The following is an 18,101-nucleotide window of genomic DNA, read 5'->3' as shown; positions in this document are numbered from 1 at the left end:
GCGGGATGGAGCAGCTCGGTAGCTCGTCGGGCTCATAACCCGAAGGTCGTAGGTTCAAATCCTGCTCCCGCAATATTTGGCTCGGTAGCTCAGTTGGTAGAGCAATGGATTGAAGCTCCATGTGTCGGCGGTTCGATTCCGTCTCGCGCCATTTCTTATATTACACGGAAGGGTAGCGAAGAGGCTAAACGCGGCGGACTGTAAATCCGCTCCTTCGGGTTCGGGGGTTCGAATCCCTCCCCTTCCATCTTATACGGGCATAGTTTAAAGGTAGAACTAAGGTCTCCAAAACCTTCAGTGTGGGTTCAATTCCTACTGCCCGTGTTAAACGTTATGGCGGGTGTGGTGAAGTGGTTAACACATCAGATTGTGGCTCTGACATTCGGGGGTTCGATTCCCCTCACTCGCCTATTTTATATTATTGGGGTATAGCCAAGCGGTAAGGCAAGGGACTTTGACTCCCTCATGCGTTGGTTCGAATCCAGCTACCCCAGTTACTATTTGCCGGCGTGGCGGAATTGGCAGACGCGCTGGACTCAAAATCCAGTGTCCGCAAGGACGTGCCGGTTCGACCCCGGCCGCCGGTATAGTAATAAAGACAAGGTTTTCGGACCTTGTCTTTTTAATTTCTCTTCCATTTTTTTCTCTCGCAGTTACATAAAATTACTTATTTTTTTTCTAAATTTTATTGTTAACCTGAATGATCAATATTACTTTACTATATGTTTACTAAATCTTAAATTATTTCTTTATAAATTTAACTATAATAGGTCTATACCATTTACAAATTACACAGAAAGGTTTATAATGTAATTGACATAATAAATATTAGAAAAATGAATTACGGAGGTTATCATTATGCCTAAATATATTAAAGCGGATCAATTTTTCTATCCTCATGGTGTTCGTCGTGGCGGTTTTCTAGAACTTGTTGATGGTAAATTTGGTAAGCATGTGGATCAAGTATCTGAGGACGCAGAAATTATTGACTATACTGGTTATAGTATTGCTCCTGGTCTTGTTGATACACATATTCATGGATTTGGTGGGGTTGATGTTATGGACAATAACATCGAAGGTACTCTTCATACAATGAGTGAAGGTCTTCTTAGCACAGGTGTTACTAGTTTCCTACCAACTACTCTAACATCATCATACGAACAATTATTAGCTGTTACTGAAAATATTGGTGCGCGCTACAAAGAGGCTTCTGGTGCTAAAATTCGTGGGATTTACTTTGAAGGTCCATACTTTACTGAGGAATTTAAGGGAGCTCAAAACCCTGCTTACATGAAAGATCCTCGCCTGGATGAATTTCGTGCTTGGCAGAAGGCTGCTAATGGTCTTCTAAATAAAATTGCCCTTGCACCTGAACGTGAAGGTGTTGAGGACTTTGTACGTACGGTTACTGGTGAGGGTGTTACTGTTGCTTTAGGTCACTCAAATGCAACTTTTGATCAGGCTAAGAAGGCTGTTGACGCTGGTGCAAGTGTTTGGGTTCATGCTTATAATGGTATGCGTGGGTTAACTCACCGTGAGCTTGGTATGGTTGGTGCTATGTATGAATTGCCACATACTTATGCTGAATTGATATGCGATGGGCATCACGTTGATCCTAAGGCTTGTGACATTCTACTTAAACAAAAAGGTACTGAAAATATTGCTCTTATCACTGACTGTATGACAGCGGGTGGTTTGCAAGATGGTGACTACATGCTAGGAGAATTCCCAGTTGTGGTTTCAAATGGTACTGCACGTCTCAAATCTACTGGGAACTTGGCAGGTTCTATTCTCAAACTTAAAGACGGTTTGAAAAATGTTGTTGAATGGGGCATTGCAAATCCACATGAAGCAGTTATGATGGCCAGTCTCAACCCAGCAAAATCAGTTCATATTGATGACGTTTGTGGACAAATCCGTGAAGGCTACGATGCTGACTTTATCGTTCTTGATAAGGATTTGGAATTGGTAGCAACTTACCTTGATGGTGAAAAACGTTATCAAGCATAATCTCTAAAGTAGAAACTAGTTTAGTTTCTACTTTTTTTAATTTAGTTTGTTAATTTCTTCACATATTACTTGATTTTCTTTATGGAAAGGCTTACAATTATGATATAAACAATACAAATAAAAAAACGGAGGTAAGCTTTATGAAAGCCTATACTTATGTTAAACCAGGACTTGCTTCATTTGTTGATGTTGACAAACCAGTTATTCGCAAGCCAACTGACGCTATTGTGCGTATTGTAAAAACTACTATTTGTGGAACAGATCTTCATATTATCAAAGGAGATGTCCCTGCATGTAAGAGTGGAACTATCCTTGGCCATGAAGGAATCGGGATTGTAGAGGAAGTTGGAGCAGGCGTTTCAAACTTCAAAAAAGGGGATAAGGTTTTGATTTCTTGTGTTTGTGCCTGTGGTAAATGCTACTACTGTAAAAAGGGAATCTATGCCCACTGTGAAGACGAAGGAGGTTGGATTTTTGGACATTTGATCGACGGTATGCAAGCCGAATATCTTCGTGTTCCTCATGCTGATAATACTCTCTATCACACTCCAGCTGATTTGTCTGATGAAGCCTTGGTTATGTTATCTGATATCCTACCAACTGGTTATGAAATTGGTGTCTTAAAAGGGAAAGTAGAGCCTGGTTGTAGTGTGGCAATCGTTGGTTCAGGTCCAGTTGGCTTAGCAGCTCTATTGACTGCTCAATTCTATTCACCTGCTAAATTGATCATGGTAGACCTAGACGATAACCGTTTGGATACTGCAGTTTCTTTCGGTGCTACTCATAAGATTAATTCTTCAGACCCTGAAAAAGCCATTCAAGAAATTTATGATTTAACAGATGGTAGAGGTGTGGATGTTGCTATAGAAGCTGTTGGTATTCCTGAAACGTTTGATCTCTGCCAAAAGATTATCGGTGTAGATGGAACAGTAGCCAACTGTGGTGTGCATGGTAAACCAGTTCAGTTTGATTTGGACACTCTTTGGATTCGTAACATTAATGTTACTACTGGATTGGTTTCTACCAATACAACTCCTCAGCTTTTGAAAGCTTTAGAAAGCCATAAAATTGAACCAGAAAAATTGGTAACTCATTACTTCAAACTAAGTGAAATTGAAAAGGCATATGAAGTATTTGGTAAGGCTGCAGATCATCATGCGATTAAGGTTATCATTGAAAACGATATTTCAGAAGGTTAATCGAATTTTGAATCCAGTTATTCTTTTTAGAATTGCTGGATTTTTTGAAAATATTAGATAATTCGTGAAAGCAAGCAAATTTCTTTCATTGTTCTTAAAATTTCGCTATAATATACGATACAAAGGAAATGAAACTATGTATCGAGTGATAGAAATGTACGGGGATTTTGAACCTTGGTGGTTCATAGAAGGATGGGAAGAAGACGTCATTAGTAGTAAGAAATTTGAAAATTACTATGATGCCTTGAAGTATTATAAATCTTGCTGGTTTGAGCTGGAAAAGAAAATTCCACTATATAAAAGTCGAGGAGACTTAATGACCATATTTTGGAATCCGGAGGATAAGCGTTGGTGTGAGGAATGTGATGAATTTCTGCAGCAATATCATTCCTTGGCTTTACTTGAAGATGGTCAAGTTATACCAGATGAAAAATTTAGACCGGGTTATGAAAAACAAACTGGTTTAGAAATCCACCGGACGTGTCGCATCAAAAAAGATGGAACAACTTTTTAATAAAGTTGTTCTTTTTTTGTATTTTTTTCGAATAATTAACTGAGGAGGGAATATGGTACAAGCACTTGCACAAGAATTGATTAGTCTCGCAAAAAAGGATGGAGCTCAGGATATCTATTTTATTCCCAAGGACAAGGTTTATGAGTTGCATATGCGAATAGGTGATGAAAGGCGTTTGATTAATAGCTATGACTTTGAAAAGTTGGGCGCAGTGATTAGTCACTTTAAATTTATTGCGGGGATGAATGTTGGAGAAAAGCGTCGTAGTCAGCTTGGGTCCTGTGATTATCAGCATGATGGCAAGGTTTCTTCACTACGCTTATCGACGGTAGGAGATTATCGTGGTCATGAGAGTTTAGTTATTCGCCTTTTGCATGATGAAGAACAAGAGTTGCGTTTCTGGTTTCAAGACCTTAAGGAACTAGAAAAGGGCTTTAGGCAACGCGGCCTTTATCTATTTGCAGGACCTGTAGGAAGTGGTAAAACTACCTTAATGCATGAATTAGCTAAGTCATTGTTTAAGGGACAACAAGTCATGTCCATTGAGGACCCAGTCGAGATTAAGCAAGAAGAGATGCTACAATTACAACTCAATGAAGCTATTGGACTGAGTTATGAAAACTTGATAAAACTTTCTTTGCGACACCGCCCAGATCTTTTAATCATTGGAGAAATTCGAGATAGCGAAACAGCCCGTGCTGTTGTAAGAGCGAGCTTAACGGGAGCTACAGTGTTTTCGACCATACATGCAAAGAGTATTCGTGGGGTCTATGAGCGTCTTTTAGAACTTGGTGTCAGTGAAGATGAACTCGCAGTTGTTTTACAAGGTGTTTGCTACCAGAGACTAATCGGGAGAGGAGGAATTATTGATTTTGCAAACCAAAATTATTCAAAACACCAGGCAGAAAAGTGGAATGAGCAAATTGATCAGCTTCTTAAGGATGGACATATCACTGCCCTTCAAGCTGAAACGGAGAAAATTAGCTACCAGTAAGCAGAAGAAAATTATCACTCTCTTTAACAATTTGTTTTCGAGCGGTTTTCACTTGGTAGAAATCATTTCCTTTCTTGATAGAAGTCTTTTGTTGGAGAAGGAATATGTTTCGCAGATGCGCCTAGGACTATCGAAAGGAAAATCTTTCTCGGAAATGATGGGGAATTTAGGTTTTTCGAGTGCGATTGTCACTCAACTTTCATTGGCTGAAGTTCATGGAAATCTCCATTTGAGTTTGGGGAAAATTGAAGAATATTTGGATAATCTTGCTAAGGTCAAGAAGAAGTTAATTGAAGTTGCGACTTACCCACTTATTTTGCTTGCTTTTTTACTGTTAATTATGCTAGGATTGCGGAATTATCTCTTGCCCCAACTGGATAGTAGTAACATAGCTACCTTAGTGATTAGTAACCTGCCACAGATTTTTCTCGGACTTACTCTGGCACTAAGTCTTGTATCTTTAACAGGACTGATATTCTACAGAAAATCTAAGAAGATACAAGTCTTTTCTTATCTGGCTAGAATCCCCTTTTTAGGTGTATTTGTTCAGTATTATCTAACTGCCTATTATGCTCGGGAATGGGGAAATATGATTGGGCAAGGTTTAGAGTTGGCACAGATTTTCCAGATGATGCAGGAGCAAGGAGATCCTCTTTTTAAGGAAATTGGATACGATTTAGATCAATCTTTGCAAAATGGGCATGAATTTTCTAAGGTTGTTCAGACCTATCCCTTCTTTAGAAAGGAGTTGGGATTAATCATTGAATATGGAGAAGTTAAATCCAAGTTGGGAAGTGAATTGGAAATCTATGCGGAAAAAACTTGGGAATCCTTCTTTACTCGAGTCAATCGGACCATGAACCTTGTTCAACCACTGGTCTTTATTTTTGTAGCCCTGCTAATCGTTTTATTGTATGCAGCTATGTTGCTGCCGATGTATCAAAATATGGAGGTAAATTTTTAGATGAAAAAAATGATGATGAAATTAAAAAAAGCTACGGTAAAAGGGTTCACTCTGGTAGAAATGTTAATTGTACTTTTAATTATTAGTGTTTTGCTCTTGCTTTTTGTGCCAAACTTAACTAAGCAAAAGGATGCAGTCAATGAAAAGGGGAAAGCAGCTGTCGTCAAGGTGGTAGAAAGCCAAGCAGAACTGTATAGTCTGGATAAAAATGAAGATGCTAGTCTAAGCAAATTACAGGCAGATGGACGCATCACTGCTGAGCAAGCGAAAGCCTATAAGGAATATCATGCAAAACAAAAGACAAGTCAAACAGTTTCGGATTAGGGCTTTTACTATGCTAGAAAGTTTATTGGTCTTAGGAATAGTCAGCCTGTTAGCCTTGGGCTTGTCGAGTTCAGTTCAATCAACTTTTACAGCTGTGGAAGAGCAAATTTTCTTTATGGAGTTTGAGGAACTTTATCGAGAAACCCAGAAGCGAAGTCTGGCTAGTCAGCAAAAGATGATCTTAATGCTAGAAGAGACAAGTATTGGGAATGGCTATCAGAAATTAGCCATCCCTAAAGGCATTCAATTGCAGTCTAATCAGTCAATTACCTTTGATAAGGCTGGAGGGAATTCGTCTCTAGCTAGCGTGAGATTTCAAACAAGGAAAGAAGTGGTTCGCTACCAACTATATCTAGGAAATGGAAAGATTAAACGTATTCAAGAAGCAAAAAATTAAGGCGGTTATTCTACTGGAGGCAGTGATTTCACTCGCAATTTTTGCTAGTATTGCAACCCTCTTGCTGGGACAAATTCAAGAAAGTAGAAAAAGAGAAGTAGAACTTCTAAAACAGGAAGAAGTTTTGCGAGTGGCTCGTATGGCGTTGCAGACTGGACAAAAGCAGTTGACTGTCAATGGCCTTACGGTTCATGTTGTCTCGAATGAGCAAGGTTTGGAGGTATACCATGGAACGGAGAAATTACTGGCGATTCAAGACAAGTAGGGTCAGAGCTTTTACACTTTTAGAATCCTTGGTTGCCCTTATCGTTATTAGTGGTAGCTTGCTCCTCTTTCAAGCTATGAGTCAGCTCTTGGTTTCAGAGGTTCGCTACCAGCAGAGAAGTGAGCAAAAAGAATGGCTTTTATTTGTGGATCAGCTAGAGGCAGAGCTGAATCGAACCCAATTTGAAAAAGTAGAGAATGATAGACTTTACCTCAAACAGGAAGGGAAGCCCATTTCCATGGGTAAATCAAAGTCAAATGATTTCCGGAAAACAGATGCTAGTGGACGTGGTTATCAACCCATGGTCTACGGTCTAAAATCAGCTCATATTTACCAAAAAGGGCAAAATGTCTATTTCAATTTTCAGTTTGAAAAGGGACTAGAGAGGGAGTTTATCTATCGTGTTGAAAAAGAAAAAAGTTAGAGCAGGAGTTCTCCTATACGCTATCACTATTGCTGGAATTTTTAGTCTTTTGTTGCAGTTTTATCTAAATCGGCAAGTAGCACATCATCAGGAATATGCCTTAAATAAAGAAAAACTTCTTGCATTTGCTATGGCTAAGAGAACTTATGAAAAAGCTACTTCTGAAAATGGAGAGCAGTCATTTAATGTAGGGACATCAACTTATCGAAATGACGAGAACTTCTTCACAACGACTATTGACACAGGAAAAAATAAGTTTGAATTTCACTTTTCTCCTTTAAAAAAGACCAGTCAAAAGTCTGAGAAAACAGAAAACAAGCCCAAAGAAGGAAATAAGGAGAAAAAAGAAGAAGGGGGCAAAAAAGAGACTGCTAGGTCTTCCAAATTAGCACCTTCAAAGAAGGGCACAGAGTAGTTTGGACGAGGTTTTTGCCTGAAATCATGCTATAATAGATACATATGGAGGACCAAAAATGGCAAGTGTAAAATTGTATCTAGTGCGTCATGGGAAAACAATGTTTAATACGATTGGGCGTGCTCAAGGCTGGAGTGATACTCCTTTAACAGCTGAAGGTGAGCGAGGTATTCACGAACTGGGAATTGGCTTGCGTGAATCAGGCTTAAAGTTTGAGCGTGCTTACTCGAGTGACTCAGGACGTACCATCCAGACTATGGGAATTATCCTTGAGGAACTAGGTCTGACAGGTCAAATTCCTTATCGTATGGACAAGCGAATCCGTGAGTGGTGCTTTGGTAGCTTTGATGGTGCTTATGATGGAGACCTTTTTATGGGGATTATTCCTCGTATCTTTAATGTCGACCATGTGCATCGTTTGTCCTATGCTGAGCTGGCTGAAGGTCTGGTAGAAGTAGACACAGCAGGTTGGGCTGAAGGCTGGGAAAAACTAAGTGGTCGTATCTGGGAAGGTTTTGAAGCCATTGCCAAGGAAATGGAAGCTAATGGGGGAGGAAATGCTCTCGTTGTCAGTCATGGAATGACAATTGGAACTATTGTTTACCTCATTAACGGCATGCATCCACATGGTCTTGATAACGGAAGTGTGACGATTCTTGAGTACGAAGATGGTCAGTTTTCAGTAAAGATTGTTGGGGACTGTAGCTACCGTGAAATTGGACGAGTTAAGCTAGACGAGCAAGATAGTTCAGAACAATAAAATTCAGCACTAAATTTAGAAGAATTTTTAAAGGATTGATAGAATGCTAATGTCGTGCTTGCACAAGCTTCGGAGAGCTGAGTACTTTGACAATAGCATTCTTTTTTGTTAGAATAGTATCAACATAAAAGCATAAGAAGGGACTGACAGAACTGTCGTCCCCTTTTGTCTATCTTATAAGGGGGAAATATGCTGTTTCAGAAAATAAAAGCCTATAAATGGCAGGCCCTGGCTTCCTTGGTTATGACAGGTCTAATGGTTACTAGTTCGCTCTTGCAACCACGTTATTTGCAGGAGGTTTTAGAGGCACTGCTAACGGGTGATAATGAAGCTATTTATACTATCGGTTTTTGGTTAATTCTTGTTGCCTTGATTGGTTTGGTCGCAGGTGGCATCAATGTTGTGTTAGCGGCCTATATTGCTCAAGGAGTTTCGTCTGACTTACGTGAAGATGCCTTTCGTAAGATTCAAACTTTTTCATACGCCAATATTGAGAAGTTTAATGCAGGGAACCTCGTTGTGCGTATGACCAACGATATCAATCAGATTCAAAACGTCGTTATGATGACCTTCCAAATCCTCTTTCGACTACCGATTTTATTTATTGGTTCCTTTATATTAGCTGTTGTCACCTTGCCTTCGTTGTGGTGGGTGCTGGTTCTTATGGTCGTTTTGATCGTCGCCATGACAGGTCTTATGATGGGGATGATGGGACCGCGCTTTGCAAAATTCCAGACCTTATTGGAGCGTATCAATGCCATTGCTAAAGAAAATTTACGTGGTGTGCGCGTGGTTAAGTCTTTTGTCCGAGAAAAAGATCAGTTTAATAAGTTTACGCAAGTGTCAGATGAGTTGCTGGGAGAAAACCTTTATATCGGCTATGCTTTTTCTATTGTTCAACCTGCAATGATGTTGATTTCTTACGGTGCTGTCTTTCTTTCAATCTGGCTTGTAGCAGGTATGGCAGAGTCAGATCCTTCAGTGGTTGGTTCCATTGCTTCCTTCGTGAACTATCTGAGTCAGATTATCTTTACCATCGTCATGGTTGGATTTTTGGGGAACTCAGTTACTCGTGCCATGATTTCTCTTCGTCGTATTCGTGAAATCCTTGATACAGAACCAGCTATGACCTTTAAGGATGTGGAAGATGAAGAATTGGAAGGAAGTCTCAGCTTTGAAAATGTTACCTTTACCTATCCAAATGATGAAGAACCTATCTTAAAAGATGTATCCTTCGATATCGCAGCTGGTGAAATGGTTGGGGTTGTCGGAGCAACTGGTGCAGGAAAATCAACCTTGGCTCAATTGATTCCACGATTATTTGATCCTCAGCAAGGTTCGATCAAGATTGGTGGAAAGGACATTCGGACAGTTAGTGAAGGGACGCTTCGTAAGACAGTTTCTATCGTCCTACAAAAAGCCATTCTCTTTAGTGGAACCATCGCAGATAATCTCAGACAAGGTAAGGGAGATGCGACAGTTTCAGAAATGGAACGCGCAGCTCGTATAGCCCAGGCCAATGAATTTATTAGTCGTATGGACTTGGCCTTTGAAAGTCCGGTTGAGGAACGTGGGACTAACTTTTCTGGTGGACAAAAACAAAGAATGTCTATTGCGCGTGGGATTGTCAGCAATCCTCGTATCTTGATTTTTGATGATTCAACCTCTGCCCTTGATGCCAAATCGGAACGTTTGGTCCAAGAAGCCCTCAACAAGGATTTGAAGGGGACGACTACGATTATCATCGCACAAAAGATTAGCTCTGTTGTGCATGCCGATAAAATCTTAGTGCTTGACCAAGGTCGCTTGATTGGTCAAGGCAAACACGCTGACTTGGTTGCAACAAACGCAGTTTATCGAGAAATTTACGAAACGCAAAAAGGAAAGGAGGAGTAGGATGAAGACATTTGAATTCTTTTGGAACTATTTTAAAGTTTATAAGATATCCTTTGTCGTTGTTATTGCTATGATTATCATTGCAACGATTGCACAAGCCCTCTTTCCAGTATTTGCAGGTCAAACAGTCACGGAACTAGCTAATTTAGTTATAGCTTATCAAAATGGAAATCCTGATATGGTTTGGCAAAGTCTATTAGGACTCTTGATTAATCTTGCTTATATTTTGATTGTGCTCGTGGTGTCGAGTCTTATCTATATGGTTTTGATGAGCCGTATTATTGCCGAATCGACAAATGAGATGCGTAAGGGACTTTTTGGCAAGCTTTCTCGTTTGACTGTTTCCTTCTTTGACCGCCATCAAGATGGTGATATCCTGTCACGTTTTACCAGTGATTTGGATAACATCCTACAGGCTTTCAACGAAAGTCTGGTGTCTGTTATGACCAATATTGCCCTTTATATTGGTTTGTTGATTGTCATGTTCGCAAAAAATGTGACCTTGGCGTTGATTACGATTGCTAGCACTCCGATAGCTGTCATCATGTTGATTGTCATTTTGAAATTGGCAAGAAAATATACCAATCTTCAGCAAAAAGAGGTTGGGAAGCTCAATGCTTACATGGATGAGAGTATTTCGGGTCAGAAAGCCGTTATCGTTCAGGGCATTCAAGATGATGTGATCGCAGGTTTTGTTGAGCAAAACGAGCGTGTCCGTAAAGCAACCTTTAAGGGCAGAATGTTTTCAGGAATTCTCTTTCCTGTCATGAACGGAATGAGTTTGGTCAATACAGCTATTGTTATTTTTGTCGGTTCAGCTGTCTTACTGAATGATCAGAATATCGAGACAGCGACAGCTCTGGGTTTGATTGTCATGTTTACCCAGTTTTCTCAGCAATATTACCAACCCATTATCCAATTGGCAGCAAGTTGGGGAAGTTTGCAACTGGCCTTTACAGGTGCAGAACGTATCCAAGAAATGTTTGATGCAGAAGAAGAAATTCGTCCTCAAGATGCTCCAGTCTTTAACGAATTAAAAGAAGGTGTGGAGATTCGTAAGGTGGACTTCTCCTACCTGCCAGGAAAACCCATTTTGAAAGATGTTAGCATTTCAGCTCCAAAAGGGAAAATGATTGCGGTTGTTGGTCCGACAGGTTCGGGGAAAACAACCATCATGAACTTAATCAATCGTTTTTATGATGTGGATGCAGGTAGTATCAGCTTTGATGGAACAGATATTCGCGAGTTTGATTTAGACAGTTTGCGAAGTAAGGTAGGAATTGTCCTACAGGATTCGGTTTTGTTCAGTGGAACTATTCGTGACAATATTCGATTTGGAGTACCAGATGCCAGTCAGGAAATGGTCGAAGCAGCAGCTAAGGCTACACACATCCATGACTACATCGAAAGCCTACCAGATAAGTACGATACTCTGATTAATGATGATCAGAGCGTATTCTCAACCGGTCAGAAGCAGTTGATTTCTATTGCTCGTACCTTGATGACAGATCCACAGGTCTTAATCTTGGATGAGGCAACATCAAACGTGGATACTGTAACAGAAAGCAAGATTCAAAATGCCATGGAGGCAATTGTGGCAGGAAGAACGAGTTTTGTGATTGCCCATCGCTTGAAAACCATTCTCAATGCCGATCAGATTATCGTTCTCAAAGATGGTCAAGTCATTGAGCAAGGAAATCACCAGAAATTGCTAAAACTTGGTGGATTCTACGCAGAACTGTACCATAATCAATTTGTCTTTGAATAATACTCTTCGAACATATCTTCAAACCACGTCAGCGTCCCCTTGCTGTATATGTGTTACTGACTTCGTCAGTTCTATCCACAACCTCAAAACTGTGTTTTGAGCAACCTGCGGCTAGCTTCCTAGTTTGCTCTTTGATTTTCATTGAGTATAAGCAAAAAAGTTGTCCTAATTTTGGGCAACTTTTTCTGATAAAAAAAATTTATCACGGACTTAAAAAATACATATTAGACAGGAGTGGGCAAGGATGATAAGATAAGATTATCAATAGAAAAGGAAAGGAAATCAGTGATGGCAAGAACAGTTGTTGGAGTAGCGGCAAATCTATGTCCTGTGGACGCAGAAGGAAAAAATATTCATTCATCAGTCTCTTGTAAATTTGCTGAGAGTATTCGTCAGGTTGGCGGACTTCCTTTGGTCATTCCGGTTGGTGATGAGTCGGTGGTCCATGACTATGTAGAAATGATTGATAAGCTCATCTTGACTGGAGGACAAAATGTTCATCCTCAGTTTTATGGTGAGGAAAAAACAATTGATAGCGACGACTATAACCTAACTCGCGACGAGTTTGAGCTAGCTCTTCTACAAGAAGCTTTGCGTCAGAACAAGCCAATCTTAGCCATTTGCCGTGGAGTTCAGCTTGTCAATGTTGCCTTTGGTGGGACACTCAATCAGGATATTGAAGGTCATTGGCAAGGTCTACCTTTTGGGACTTCACATTCTATTGAGACAGTGGATGGCAGTGTAGTGTCTAAATTATTTGGTAAAGAAAGTCAGGTTAATTCAGTGCATCGTCAGAGCATTAAAGATCTGGCACCCAATTTCCGTGTGACGGCTGTGGATCCACGTGATCAAACTGTTGAAGCAATCGAATCTATCGATGAAAATCGTATTATTGGTCTCCAGTGGCATCCAGAATTCTTGGTTAATGAAGAAGATGGCAACTTAGAATTATTTGAGTATTTATTGAATGAATTGTAACGACTAGAAATTTAGTCGTTTTTTTATTCATTGTTTACGAATCTTTATAGAATTGTATTTTTACGCAAACGTTTGAATTGTGATAAAAATTGGAAATTTTTAGTATAAAAACTTGAAAAAATTGTTAGTAAGCGTTATGATAGAGAAGAAGAAATATTGGAGGAATACTATGTCACATATTAAATTTGATTATTCAAAAGTATTAGACAAATTTGTTGCACCACATGAAGTGGAATACATGCAAGCACAAGTTACAGCAGCAGACGAATTGATCCGTAAAGGAACTGGTGCTGGGAGCGACTTCTTGGGTTGGTTGGACCTTCCTGAAAACTACGACCGCGAAGAATTTGACCGCATCTTGAAAGCTGCTGAACAAATCAAAACAGACAGCGATGTTTTGGTGGTTATCGGTATCGGTGGATCTTACCTTGGAGCGAAAGCTGCCATTGACTTCTTGAACCACCATTTTGCAAACTTGCAAACAAAAGAAGAACGTAAAGCACCACAAATCCTTTACGCGGGGAACTCTATCTCATCTACTTACCTTGCTGACTTGGTAGAGTACGTTTCAGATAAAGATTTCTCAGTAAACGTGATTTCTAAATCAGGTACAACAACTGAACCAGCGATTGCTTTCCGTGTCTTCAAAGAACTTTTGGTTAAGAAATACGGGCAAGAAGAAGCTAACAAACGTATCTACGCAACAACTGACCGCCAAAAAGGTGCTGTTAAGGTTGAAGCAGATGCTAACGGTTGGGAAACATTTGTTGTTCCAGATGATATCGGTGGACGCTTCTCAGTATTGACAGCAGTTGGATTGCTTCCAATCGCTGCGTCAGGTGCAGACATCAAAGCCCTTATGGAAGGTGCTAACGCAGCTCGTAAAGACTATACTTCAGATAAAATCTCTGAAAACGAAGCTTACCAATACGCAGCAGTTCGTAACATCCTTTACCGTAAAGGATATGCAACTGAAATCTTGGTAAACTACGAGCCATCACTCCAATACTTCTCAGAATGGTGGAAACAATTAGCTGGTGAGTCAGAAGGGAAAGACCAAAAAGGGATTTACCCAACTTCAGCTAACTTCTCAACAGACTTGCACTCATTGGGTCAATTTATCCAAGAAGGAACTCGTATCATGTTTGAAACAGTTGTCCGTGTTGACAAACCTCGTAAGAACGTGATCATCCCTACTTTGGAAGAAGACCTTGACGGACTTGGCTACCTTCAAGGAAAAGACGTTGACTTTGTAAACAAAAAAGCAACTGACGGTGTTCTTCTTGCCCACACTGACGGTGACGTACCAAACATGTACGTAACTCTTCCTGAGCAAGATGCCTTCACTCTTGGTTACACAATCTACTTCTTCGAATTGGCAATCGCTCTTTCAGGTTACTTGAATGCCATCAACCCATTTGACCAACCAGGTGTTGAAGCATACAAACGCAACATGTTTGCCCTTCTTGGTAAACCAGGATTTGAAGAATTGAGCAAAGAACTTAACGCTCGTCTATAATAGAATAAAAAAGAGTGGTTTTACCACTCTTTTTGCTTTTTCTCGAGAAGAGAAATTGGACTCTAGCGAGACTTGTGATATAATATAGAGAGCGAAAAGGCAGATGCCTAGAGACTTTATAGGAGAAGATATGTCAAAAGATATTCGTGTGCGTTATGCACCAAGTCCAACAGGACTATTACACATCGGTAATGCCCGTACAGCATTGTTTAACTATTTGTATGCACGCCACCATGGTGGAACTTTTATCATCCGTATCGAAGATACTGACCGCAAACGTCATGTCGAAGACGGAGAACGTTCACAGCTTGAAAACCTTCGTTGGTTAGGCATGGACTGGGATGAAAGTCCAGAGACTCATGAAAACTACCGCCAGTCTGAGCGTTTGGAACTCTATCAAAAATATATCGACCAACTCTTAGCTGAAGGAAAAGCCTACAAATCTTACGTTACAGAAGAAGAATTGGCAGCAGAACGTGAACGTCAAGAAGCAGCAGGTGAAACACCTCGTTACATTAACGAATACCTTGGCATGAGCGAAGAAGAAAAAGCAGCTTACGTTGCAGAACGTGAAGCGACAGGTATCATCCCAACTGTTCGTTTGGCAGTGAATGAGTCTGGTATTTACAAGTGGCATGATATGGTTAAAGGTGATATCGAGTTTGAAGGTGGCAATATCGGTGGTGACTGGGTCATCCAGAAGAAAGATGGCTACCCAACTTACAACTTTGCCGTCGTCATCGATGACCACGACATGCAAATCTCTCACGTCATTCGTGGAGACGACCACATCGCCAACACCCCAAAACAGCTCATGGTCTATGAAGCTCTTGGTTGGGAAGCACCTGAGTTTGGTCACATGACACTTATCATCAATTCTGAAACTGGTAAGAAGTTGTCTAAACGGGACACCAACACCCTTCAATTTATCGAAGATTACCGTAAGAAGGGCTACCTTCCAGAAGCAGTCTTTAACTTCATCGCTTTGCTTGGTTGGAACCCTGGTGGGGAAGATGAGATCTTTTCTCGCGAAGAGCTCATCAAACTTTTTGATGAAAACCGCCTCAGCAAGTCTCCAGCAGCTTTCGACCAAAAGAAAATGGACTGGATGAGCAATGAGTATATCAAGAATGCGGATCTTGCGACTATCTTTGAAATGGCCAAACCATTCCTCGAAGAAGCAGGTCGTTTGACAGACAAGGCTGAGAAATTGGTGGAACTCTACAAACCACAAATGAAGTCAGTGGACGAAATCGTTCCGTTGACAGACCTTTTCTTCTCAGACTTCCTAGAATTGACAGAAGCTGAGCGAGAAGTCATGGCTGGTGAAACAGTACCAACAGTATTGGAAGCCTTCAAAGCGAAATTGGAAGCCATGTCAGACGATGAGTTTGTGGCAGAAAATATCTTCCCACAAATCAAAGCGGTTCAAAAAGAAACTGGGATCAAAGGGAAGAATCTCTTTATGCCAATCCGTATTGCCGTTTCAGGTGAAATGCATGGTCCTGAATTGCCAGATACCATCTACTTGCTTGGACGTGAAAAATCCATCCAACACATTGAAAGCATGTTGGAAGAAATTGCAAAATAACCTATAAAAAGAACTCAAATAAAGAGTTCTTTTTATATATGCTTATTTGAAAATGCAAAGATTTTAGTGTATACTATTAATTGACAGGGCAAGGGAAATAAGTTAGTAAGATGGTATTTTTACAACTAGACTTGGCAGGATTCCTAATGTTGGTGAGTCTACTTATTTTTTTCTTTACATTTTGCTGGATGGGAGGAGAGATTCTTCATCCATGCAGTTACCATCTGTTATAATGACTTTTTTAATCACAAGAGTTTAGTCCAATTTGGCTAGCTTTTAGAGAAGCATATCTACTCTTTCTTCTCCAAAAATAGAAAGAAATTGACCTTGCTCTGTTACCTTGCATTATGCAAGGTTTTTTTGTGGAATAGTACTGGGAAATTTGCGATTTCGTTTTGGAGTGGTATAATATTAACTATCCTGATGAATAGAGGAACTCAAATGAAAGAATTTAACAAATCAATCAAATTAGAGCATGTGGCTTATGATATTCGTGGTCCAGTTTTGGAAGAAGCTATGCGCATGCGGGCAAATGGAGAAAAAATTCTCCGTTTAAATACAGGAAACCCAGCTGAGTTTGGCTTTACAGCGCCAGATGAGGTTATCCATGATTTGATAATGAATGCGCGTGATAGTGAAGGATATTCAGATTCAAAAGGGATTTTTTCAGCTCGCAAAGCGATTATGCAATATTGCCAACTCAAAAAATTTCCAAATGTAGGGATCGATGATATCTATCTTGGGAATGGGGTTAGTGAGCTGATTGTTATGTCTATGCAAGGGCTTTTGGACAATGGTGACGAAGTCTTGGTTCCTATGCCTGACTATCCACTTTGGACAGCAGCAGTCAGCTTGGCTGGAGGAAATGCAGTACACTATGTCTGTGATGAAGAAGCAGAATGGTATCCAGACCTAGATGACATCAAGTCAAAAATTAGTTCCAATACTAAGGCTATTGTCTTGATTAATCCCAACAATCCTACTGGTGCTCTCTATCCTAAGGAGCTCTTACTAGATATTATTGAAATTGCTCGTCAAAACGACTTGATTATTTTTGCGGATGAAATTTACGACCGTATGGTTATGGATGGCAATGTTCACACACCAGTCGCAAGTTTGGCTCCAGACCTTTTCTGTGTCAGCATGAATGGTCTGTCTAAATCTCACCGTATCGCTGGTTTCCGTGTTGGTTGGATGGTCTTGTCTGGACCTAAACACCATGTAAAGGGCTACATTGAAGGTCTCAACATGCTCTCAAACATGCGACTTTGTTCGAATGTGCTTGCTCAACAGGTTGTTCAAACGTCACTAGGTGGTCACCAGTCAGTGGATGAGTTGCTTCTTCCTGGTGGTCGTATCTATGAACAAAGAAACTTTATTTATAATGCCATTCAAGATATCCCTGGTTTGTCTGCTGTTAAACCAAAAGCAGGTCTTTATATATTCCCGAAGATTGACCGCAATATGTATCGTATCGACGATGATGAACAATTTGTCCTTAATTTCTTGAAGCAAGAAAAAGTGCTTTTGGTACATGGACGTGGCTTTAACTGGAAAGAACCAGATCACTTCCGTATCGTTTATCTACCACGTGTCGATGAGTTAGCCCAAATACAGGAAAAGATGACTCGCTTCTTGAAGCAGTATCGTAGATAAGGCTTTCATAGCAAAAAAGCTGGAAACATTTGTCAGAGCTATTGACAAATAAGTAAGAATCAGATAGAATAGTAAAGTATGTTTAGTAACTGATCACTTTATAGCCGGCTAAACGAATACAAAATCTATGAGGAGGTATTCATCGTGAAACGTACTTATCAACCAAGTAAACTTCGTCGTGCGCGCAAACACGGATTCCGTAACCGTATGTCAACTAAAAACGGTCGTCGCGTATTGGCAGCTCGTCGTCGTAAAGGACGCAAAGTTTTGGCTGCATAATCCAAACAAATGAAACAAAGAAGTCAGTAGGAACTCGAGCCTACTGATTTTTCTTTTATCTAAAAGATAGAATTTTCTAAAGTTATTGATTGAGAATAAACATTTTAGAAGATGTCTTGAAAAAAATCACATATAGAAAAAGCTCAAG

General features: G+C 40.1%; 18 protein-coding genes and 7 tRNA genes. All 25 read left to right on the top strand.

Annotated elements, in window-relative coordinates; all coding sequences use genetic code 11:
* Nucleotides 1-73 (top strand) — tRNA-Met (locus tag I1J71_RS03630).
* 5 nt (nt 74-78) lie between these two features.
* Nucleotides 79-151: transfer RNA gene (locus tag I1J71_RS03625), tRNA-Phe, on the top strand.
* Nucleotides 152-166: 15 nt separating this feature from the next.
* Nucleotides 167-247 (top strand) — tRNA-Tyr (locus I1J71_RS03620).
* 6 nt (nt 248-253) lie between these two features.
* Nucleotides 254-324: transfer RNA gene (locus tag I1J71_RS03615), tRNA-Trp, on the top strand.
* Between the two features lie 12 nt (nt 325-336).
* A tRNA-His gene (locus tag I1J71_RS03610) sits at nt 337-409 on the top strand.
* A gap of 13 nt (nt 410-422) precedes the next feature.
* Nucleotides 423-494, top strand: a tRNA-Gln gene (locus I1J71_RS03605).
* Nucleotides 495-503: 9 nt separating this feature from the next.
* Nucleotides 504-587: transfer RNA gene (locus tag I1J71_RS03600), tRNA-Leu, on the top strand.
* Between the two features lie 271 nt (nt 588-858).
* Complete coding sequence (gene nagA / locus I1J71_RS03595) at nt 859-2,010, top strand: N-acetylglucosamine-6-phosphate deacetylase (RefSeq protein WP_004251541.1); 1,152 nt, start codon at nt 859-861, stop codon at nt 2,008-2,010.
* A 140-nt stretch (nt 2,011-2,150) separates the two neighbouring features.
* Complete coding sequence (locus I1J71_RS03590; RefSeq protein WP_004251543.1) at nt 2,151-3,209, top strand: zinc-dependent alcohol dehydrogenase family protein; 1,059 nt, start codon at nt 2,151-2,153, stop codon at nt 3,207-3,209.
* Nucleotides 3,210-3,345: 136 nt separating this feature from the next.
* Nucleotides 3,346-3,723 (top strand): DUF1033 family protein, encoded by a 378-nt coding sequence (locus tag I1J71_RS03585; RefSeq protein ID WP_036752150.1) that lies wholly within the window; start codon nt 3,346-3,348, stop codon nt 3,721-3,723.
* A 52-nt stretch (nt 3,724-3,775) separates the two neighbouring features.
* Nucleotides 3,776-4,717 carry a competence type IV pilus ATPase ComGA gene (gene comGA / locus I1J71_RS03580; protein ID WP_195183741.1) on the top strand — a complete coding sequence of 314 codons (942 nt, stop codon included), beginning with the start codon at nt 3,776-3,778 and terminating at the stop codon, nt 4,715-4,717.
* A complete protein-coding gene (gene comGB / locus I1J71_RS03575; protein WP_195183745.1) occupies nt 4,665-5,681 on the top strand; it encodes a competence type IV pilus assembly protein ComGB in 1,017 nt (338 codons plus the stop codon). The genes comGA and comGB overlap by 53 nt, the downstream gene beginning before the upstream one ends.
* Entirely contained in the window at nt 5,682-6,005 is a 324-nt protein-coding gene (gene comGC, locus I1J71_RS03570) for a competence type IV pilus major pilin ComGC (RefSeq protein WP_195183740.1), read from the top strand. It begins immediately after the preceding gene.
* A complete protein-coding gene (gene comGD, locus I1J71_RS03565) occupies nt 5,968-6,402 on the top strand; it encodes a competence type IV pilus minor pilin ComGD (RefSeq protein ID WP_267471785.1) in 435 nt (144 codons plus the stop codon). The genes comGC and comGD overlap by 38 nt, the downstream gene beginning before the upstream one ends.
* Nucleotides 6,365-6,667 carry a competence type IV pilus minor pilin ComGE gene (gene comGE / locus I1J71_RS03560; protein ID WP_016466889.1) on the top strand — a complete coding sequence of 101 codons (303 nt, stop codon included), beginning with the start codon at nt 6,365-6,367 and terminating at the stop codon, nt 6,665-6,667. The genes comGD and comGE overlap by 38 nt, the downstream gene beginning before the upstream one ends.
* Nucleotides 6,630-7,091, top strand: coding sequence for a competence type IV pilus minor pilin ComGF (gene comGF, locus I1J71_RS03555; RefSeq protein ID WP_195183738.1), 462 nt, complete (start codon nt 6,630-6,632; stop codon nt 7,089-7,091). Before comGE ends, comGF begins: the two co-directional genes overlap by 38 nt.
* Nucleotides 7,069-7,506, top strand: coding sequence for a competence type IV pilus minor pilin ComGG (comGG, locus tag I1J71_RS03550; RefSeq protein ID WP_195183737.1), 438 nt, complete (start codon nt 7,069-7,071; stop codon nt 7,504-7,506). The genes comGF and comGG overlap by 23 nt, the downstream gene beginning before the upstream one ends.
* Nucleotides 7,507-7,564: 58 nt before the next feature.
* The gene (locus tag I1J71_RS03545; RefSeq protein WP_074324295.1) at nt 7,565-8,266 is read left to right on the top strand and encodes a histidine phosphatase family protein; all 702 of its coding nucleotides are present in this window, start codon (nt 7,565-7,567) and stop codon (nt 8,264-8,266) included.
* Nucleotides 8,267-8,455: 189 nt separating this feature from the next.
* Nucleotides 8,456-10,162: an ABC transporter ATP-binding protein gene (locus I1J71_RS03540; RefSeq protein ID WP_195183736.1), complete on the top strand. Its 1,707-nt coding sequence runs from the start codon at nt 8,456-8,458 to the stop codon at nt 10,160-10,162.
* 1 nt (nt 10,163) lies between these two features.
* A complete protein-coding gene (locus tag I1J71_RS03535) occupies nt 10,164-11,930 on the top strand; it encodes an ABC transporter ATP-binding protein (protein WP_195183735.1) in 1,767 nt (588 codons plus the stop codon).
* Between the two features lie 288 nt (nt 11,931-12,218).
* Nucleotides 12,219-12,908, top strand: coding sequence for a gamma-glutamyl-gamma-aminobutyrate hydrolase family protein (locus I1J71_RS03530; RefSeq protein WP_195183734.1), 690 nt, complete (start codon nt 12,219-12,221; stop codon nt 12,906-12,908).
* Between the two features lie 169 nt (nt 12,909-13,077).
* Complete coding sequence (locus tag I1J71_RS03525; RefSeq protein ID WP_195183733.1) at nt 13,078-14,427, top strand: glucose-6-phosphate isomerase; 1,350 nt, start codon at nt 13,078-13,080, stop codon at nt 14,425-14,427.
* A 130-nt stretch (nt 14,428-14,557) separates the two neighbouring features.
* Nucleotides 14,558-16,018, top strand: coding sequence for a glutamate--tRNA ligase (gene gltX, locus I1J71_RS03520; RefSeq protein WP_195183732.1), 1,461 nt, complete (start codon nt 14,558-14,560; stop codon nt 16,016-16,018).
* 441 nt (nt 16,019-16,459) lie between these two features.
* Entirely contained in the window at nt 16,460-17,674 is a 1,215-nt protein-coding gene (locus I1J71_RS03515; protein ID WP_195183731.1) for a pyridoxal phosphate-dependent aminotransferase, read from the top strand.
* A gap of 144 nt (nt 17,675-17,818) precedes the next feature.
* Nucleotides 17,819-17,953 (top strand): 50S ribosomal protein L34, encoded by a 135-nt coding sequence (rpmH, locus tag I1J71_RS03510; protein ID WP_000831905.1) that lies wholly within the window; start codon nt 17,819-17,821, stop codon nt 17,951-17,953.
* Nucleotides 17,954-18,101 lie beyond the last annotated feature (148 nt).

This window comes from Streptococcus infantis (genome assembly GCF_015546995.1).
GTDB lineage: Bacteria > Bacillota > Bacilli > Lactobacillales > Streptococcaceae > Streptococcus > Streptococcus infantis_J.
The sequence above is the reverse complement of the archived record's forward strand: the minus strand, read 5'-3'. Positions and strand labels throughout refer to the sequence as shown.

Bases quoted from the DNA above. Each gene is read 5' to 3' on its own strand.
- I1J71_RS03590 (WP_004251543.1), top strand. From the start codon at position 2,151: ATGAAAGCCTATACTTATGTTAAACCAGGACTTGCTTCATTTGTTGAT.
- I1J71_RS03545 (WP_074324295.1), top strand. From the start codon at position 7,565: ATGGCAAGTGTAAAATTGTATCTAGTGCGTCATGGGAAAACAATGTTT.
- I1J71_RS03515 (WP_195183731.1), top strand. From the start codon at position 16,460: ATGAAAGAATTTAACAAATCAATCAAATTAGAGCATGTGGCTTATGAT.
- I1J71_RS03530 (WP_195183734.1), top strand. From the start codon at position 12,219: ATGGCAAGAACAGTTGTTGGAGTAGCGGCAAATCTATGTCCTGTGGAC.
- I1J71_RS03525 (WP_195183733.1), top strand. From the start codon at position 13,078: ATGTCACATATTAAATTTGATTATTCAAAAGTATTAGACAAATTTGTT.
- comGD (WP_267471785.1), top strand. From the start codon at position 5,968: ATGCAAAACAAAAGACAAGTCAAACAGTTTCGGATTAGGGCTTTTACT.
- comGC (WP_195183740.1), top strand. From the start codon at position 5,682: ATGAAAAAAATGATGATGAAATTAAAAAAAGCTACGGTAAAAGGGTTC.
- nagA (WP_004251541.1), top strand. From the start codon at position 859: ATGCCTAAATATATTAAAGCGGATCAATTTTTCTATCCTCATGGTGTT.
- I1J71_RS03540 (WP_195183736.1), top strand. From the start codon at position 8,456: ATGCTGTTTCAGAAAATAAAAGCCTATAAATGGCAGGCCCTGGCTTCC.
- comGE (WP_016466889.1), top strand. From the start codon at position 6,365: ATGGAAAGATTAAACGTATTCAAGAAGCAAAAAATTAAGGCGGTTATT.
- I1J71_RS03585 (WP_036752150.1), top strand. From the start codon at position 3,346: ATGTATCGAGTGATAGAAATGTACGGGGATTTTGAACCTTGGTGGTTC.
- comGF (WP_195183738.1), top strand. From the start codon at position 6,630: ATGGAACGGAGAAATTACTGGCGATTCAAGACAAGTAGGGTCAGAGCT.
- comGB (WP_195183745.1), top strand. From the start codon at position 4,665: ATGGACATATCACTGCCCTTCAAGCTGAAACGGAGAAAATTAGCTACC.
- comGA (WP_195183741.1), top strand. From the start codon at position 3,776: ATGGTACAAGCACTTGCACAAGAATTGATTAGTCTCGCAAAAAAGGAT.
- gltX (WP_195183732.1), top strand. From the start codon at position 14,558: ATGTCAAAAGATATTCGTGTGCGTTATGCACCAAGTCCAACAGGACTA.
- I1J71_RS03535 (WP_195183735.1), top strand. From the start codon at position 10,164: ATGAAGACATTTGAATTCTTTTGGAACTATTTTAAAGTTTATAAGATA.